The 5003-nt window shown below is 43.6% G+C and carries 3 protein-coding genes and 2 pseudogenes; 4 read left to right on the top strand and 1 reads right to left on the bottom strand.

Translation table 11 applies throughout. The features are described from left to right. From IM500_RS00810 to IM500_RS00795, 4 genes and pseudogenes are all read left to right on the top strand, one after another. Nucleotides 1–125 (top strand): annotated as a pseudogene (locus tag IM500_RS00810) (RNA-guided endonuclease TnpB family protein); the annotation flags it as partial. 16 nt (nucleotides 126–141) lie between these two features. After that, nucleotides 142–1887 (top strand): annotated as a pseudogene (locus IM500_RS00805) (alpha-amylase family glycosyl hydrolase); the annotation flags it as partial. A gap of 172 nt (nucleotides 1888–2059) precedes the next feature. Next, entirely contained in the window at nucleotides 2060–2710 is a 651-nt protein-coding gene (locus tag IM500_RS00800; RefSeq protein WP_190720072.1) for a TVP38/TMEM64 family protein, read from the top strand. A 70-nt stretch (nucleotides 2711–2780) separates the two neighbouring features. Beyond that, on the top strand, nucleotides 2781–3788 hold the full coding sequence (locus tag IM500_RS00795) for a DnaJ C-terminal domain-containing protein (protein ID WP_190356990.1): 1008 nt from the start codon (nucleotides 2781–2783) through the stop codon (nucleotides 3786–3788). A gap of 317 nt (nucleotides 3789–4105) precedes the next feature. Here IM500_RS00795 and IM500_RS00790 read toward each other — a convergent pair whose 3' ends face one another. Then, nucleotides 4106–4453 (bottom strand): hypothetical protein, encoded by a 348-nt coding sequence (locus tag IM500_RS00790; RefSeq protein ID WP_287737422.1) that lies wholly within the window; start codon nucleotides 4451–4453, stop codon nucleotides 4106–4108. Between the last annotated feature and the right edge of the window lie 550 nt (nucleotides 4454–5003).

Below are 5003 nucleotides of genomic sequence, written 5' to 3'. Positions count from 1 at the left end.
ATGAAGGTTTACGAATTTTGGCGGTAGGGCATACCGCTACTGCTTCTGGAGGGAGAGTAAGACCAAGTAAAGGCACTGCTTTTGCAAGGCATCTCCCTGTGAATGAAGAATCCCCACGCCTTTAGGCAACGGGAGTGTCAAGAGGCCCATGTGCGCGGTTTAAGCAATCACCCCTCCGCTAGTCGTTTAGAAGATATTCTCAAGGGAATTACGGGTTTTGAGGAAGTGGCCAACGTTCCCTACCAGTACAGAGGAACTTATGCGGGAGCCGGCTATATGGCCAAATACCTAAAAGCACTAGGATTTACTACCATCGAACTCTTACCCGTCCAAGAAACCGCTAACGATAATAACACCGATGATCGCCCCGGTGGTAACTATTGGGGTTACATGACCTTTGGTTATTTCGCCCCCGATCGCCGTTATGCTTACGATCGCTCCCCCGGGGGACCCACCAGAGAATTTAAGGCCATGGTCAAAGCTTTCCACGACCAAGGTATGGAAGTTTATCTCGATGTGGTCTATAATCACACCGGAGAAGGGGGCAATTGGGGCAGCAACGATGTCACCGGATTTGTTAGTTTTGGTGGTTTTGATGTGGTGGAATACTATCAACTCACCGATGAACATTATCTACTCGATGGGGCGACAGGCTGCGGAAATCAATTAAATTTTTCCCATAGTGTCACCTGTAATCTGGTTCTTGATTCCCTCACCTATTGGTTAGAAACCATGGGAGTTGATGGTTTTCGTTTTGATCTGGCCCCCGTCCTCGGTCGAACTCCTTCTAGTCATCAACGAGAAGATCGGGGCAAACAAAAACAATTCTTTCCTAAACATCCTTTGTTAGAAAAGATCGAGAAATTAGGCAAGAAATACGATGCCGAAATGATCGCCGAAGCTTGGGATAGCTGGGGTTACGAAGTGGGTAATTTCCCGACGGGTTGGGGCGAGTGGAATGGCCGTTATCGCGATGCAATTCGGCGTTTTTTAAAGGGAGATGGTAATACTTTTCAATTCATCGAACAGGTGAACGGAGATTATCGCAATTTTAACGACCAAGGCGGACCCCAAAAATCGATCGATTTTATTGTTGCCCACGATGGTTTTACCCTGATGGATTTGGTCAGTTATAACAACAAAAATAACCTCACTCCCTGGCCCTTTGGTCCTTCCGATGGCGGCAATAATAATAACGATTCTTGGGATTCTGGCGGTAATCAGGCCTTACGTCGCCAAAGATTACGCAACTTTTGGACGATGCAATTTTTATCTCGCGGTGTTCCCATGACTGTCTGGGGCGATGAATTTGGCCGCACTCAAAATGGTAATAATAATCCCTACAATATTGATAGTGTGGCCACTTGGAATAATTATGATATGATTGCCACCCGTTCACCCCATCTACTGCCCACCGGTTATCGGGAAGCTTATCACAATAATTTTGGCACGGGAACTAATCAAGAAGAACGCAATCCTTTATTTATTTTTGCCGCTTATATTGCTCACTTAAGAAACAATCATATAGCACTCAAACAGCACCGCTACGGTGATCTGGTTCTCGATGCGGGCAATAATGTCACCTATTTATTTAAGAAACCCGATGGTGTTAGCGATTTAACTGCCCATGATCGCTCTATTTGGTTTTTAATTGATGGTAGTGCCGTCGGTGATCACGATTTTTTGGTGTTAATTAATATGTATCATCTGCCAGTGGATTTTCGCCTTCCCTCCCCAGGCAATAATTATCGTTGGGTAAGAATTATTGACACGGCAGCTTGGGCAGAAACCGATTATAATTGTTGGTCTGTGGAGCAAGGAGCAGTAATTGCCAATCGCTATAAAGTCAATGGTTTTTCGATCGTGGTTTGCGAGGAGATTAACTGAACTACCCACACCGATATCGGGGGTAATTTGGGGACAGATAGGGCAGCCCGCTAATATTGAGATCGAGATCGATCCTATGCCGATTTCTGCTATATTTTTGGCAATAGGGAAATATAGACCCCGGCTGCATCTTATGTTTTGCAACCCGAACTTAGCCCAAAATTGCCGTTAAATGTCTAAAACTAAAAGTAGTGTTATTATCCTAACCATAATTTGTATTATCGCCACGGCGATCGGAGTTTATCTGCTCGGTGGTATCGACTCCCAACAATTACAGATCTGGTTAAAACAAATGGGAATTATAGCCCCCATTTTGTATATTATTCTCTATACGATCGGGACAATTTTAATTCTGCCTTCTACCCCCTTAAACCTCAGTGGTGGGGCCATCTTTGGGGTAGTTATGGGAACCGTTTGGACAACGATCGCCGCTTTGGTGGCCGCTATAGTTGCCTTTGCTTTTACCCGTACTATTGGCCGGGAATATACCGCCAAAAAATTTCAGGGAAAATGGCAAGCGATCGATGCAGAAATGCAGCAAGGCGGCCTATTTTATATGTTTGCTATCCGTCTATTACCGATTATTCCCTACGGTATCGTTAACTTTGTTGCGGGATTAACTTCTATCCGTTTTCGCGATTATTTGATCGGTACTTTATTAGGCACTGTCCCTGGAATTTTACCCTTTGTCATGATGGGTGCGGGTTTAAAATCTTTGGGAAAAGGCGATATATTGCCCCTAATGGTGGCTTTTACCCTCATTGCTCTGTTAGTAGGTGTGGGAACTTGGTATCGTCGTCGTCGGCAATTTCCCTTTCAGTGATCAGCGATAAAATTAAGTTAGATTAGGAATATCCCGACTGAATCCTCATTGCTAAGGAGATAGCGTATCGATGCCTGCCGCAGATTATAAAGATTATTATGCCGTTCTGGGAGTAGGTAAAACTGCCAGCGCTGAAGAAATTAAAAAAGCTTTTCGTAAATTAGCCGTCAAATATCACCCCGATCGCAATCCTAACGATAAAAGCGCCGAAGAACGTTTTAAAGAAATTAGTGAAGCTTACGAAGTCCTCTCCGATAGCGAAAAACGCCAAAAATACGATCAATTTGGACAATATTGGCAACAGTCCGGACGATCGAATTGGCCAGGTGGTAATCCGGGGGTTGACTTCGGTTCCGACGGTTTTGACTTTAGCCAGTACAGCACCTTTGATGATTTTATCAATGAACTGCTCGGTCGCATGGGCCGCTCCGGCGGTACTCGCCCCCGTTCCCATTCCTACGGTACTCCGGGGGGAGGATTTAGCGATTTTAGCAATTTTAACGACTTTGCCGGCTCTCGTACTCCACCGCAATCCGTCACTTCTGGCATCTCCACCGCTAAACTGCGTCTGACTTTTGCGGAAGCTTTACGAGGAGTACAAAAACGGGTTAATTTAGCCGGAGAAATGATCGATATCAAAATCCCCCCAGGAACCAAAACCGGTAATCGTCTCCGGGTACGGGGTAAAGGACTAATCGATCCCTTGAGTAAACAACGGGGAGATCTATTTCTCGATGTGGAATTAGAACCCCATCCTTTCTTTACTTTTGAAGGCGATAATTTAACCTGTGAAGTCCCGATTACCCCCGATGAGGCGGTTTTAGGCACAGCGATCGAAGTTCCTACCCCCGATGGCATGGTGACGGTAAAAGTTCCCGCCGGTATTCGTTCCGGTCAATCCCTGCGCTTACGAGGCAAAGGTTGGATCGATAATAAAGGACAACGCGGCGATCAATTAGTCAAAATTGTCATCGATACTCCCAAAGAATTAACGGCGATCGAACGGGAATTATACGAGAAAATTAAATCTCAGCGTACCACCGATCCCCGTCGTCATCTCAGACAGGTGCAAATTTAGTCCCTAGATCTTAATAGTGAGGTACGAAGCAAAAGGTAGGGTGCGTTAGACGGCCAAAATTGCTGCTTTGAATTGAAGGTAACAATCCGTCGTAACGCACCACCTATCATCAACTAAGTAGTAAAACGTAGGGTGCGTTAGACGGCCAAAATTGCTGCTTTGAATTGAAGGTAACAATCCGTCGTAACGCACCACCTATCATCAACTAAGTAGTAAAAGGTAGGGTGCGTTAGACGGCCAAAATTGCTGCTTTGACTTGAAGGTAACAATCCGTCGTAACGCACTACCTATCATCTGTCTCTGGAGTTTATCCTTGGCTAGAATTTAACCTTACTAGCCAACCAATTAGTGATTAATTTGGGGCTATTTTTCTTCACCCAATAGAGAGCATAAATTCTGAATATAGGCTTAGAAAAACGAGCGATCGCTTTCATGATAAAATTTAAGTGACGACTATGAAACTTTTTATTAATTAAATTTAACGAACCCACATCGTAAAGACAGTCGATGATAATTCTAAAAGTCGTTTCCTCTCTTTGGAATAAACTATCTATTAACAATAGCACTTCCTGAATCCTTTGCTGTTTAAGCCGTTCTTCTTCGTCGGAAACAGCCGAGAGAATCTGCTGCTGCTTAGATAATTTACTATCCGATGGGGTTAACATGATATGGTAAGGAAAAAATTAACTTGTTTTGATTTTATCCCTATTTGCCGATTTTGCAAGACCAAACCCCCCATCTATCCCCATTTTTACGATAACACGGATCTTTCCTCTCCCATGCCGTCTTGACTGTGGTTGCTGTGATTGTGTCATGGACTGTGACTGATTATTGATAAAAGGTTGCTGAATACAATATAATCATAGTATTCATTCAATCATTTCAATCACAGTTTAGACTGATTGCTGTGATTGTGTCATGGACTATGACTGATCGAGAAAAATAGGGCAGAATAAAATTATGAAAGCCAAAATGAGGACTGAATCATGAATGATCCCTTAACCACAAGTTTACTTTAGCAGTACAGGAATTTACCACTGAAGCAATCTCTAAAATCCCTATATTGTGGGAAAAAATCAAAACCCGATAAATAAGTTAACCCTCATCACCCCGATTTTATCTATGGAACCGATAACAGTGGCGACAATTGTTGCTTTGGTATTTCAGACTACTGTAGAAAAATTTACCGAAGCTGCTCTAGAAAAAATTAATACT

The organism is Microcystis sp. M179S2, from assembly GCF_020245805.1.
Taxonomy (GTDB): Bacteria; Cyanobacteriota; Cyanobacteriia; order Cyanobacteriales; family Microcystaceae; genus Microcystis; species Microcystis aeruginosa.
This window is presented reverse-complemented; position numbering and strand designations above follow the sequence as displayed.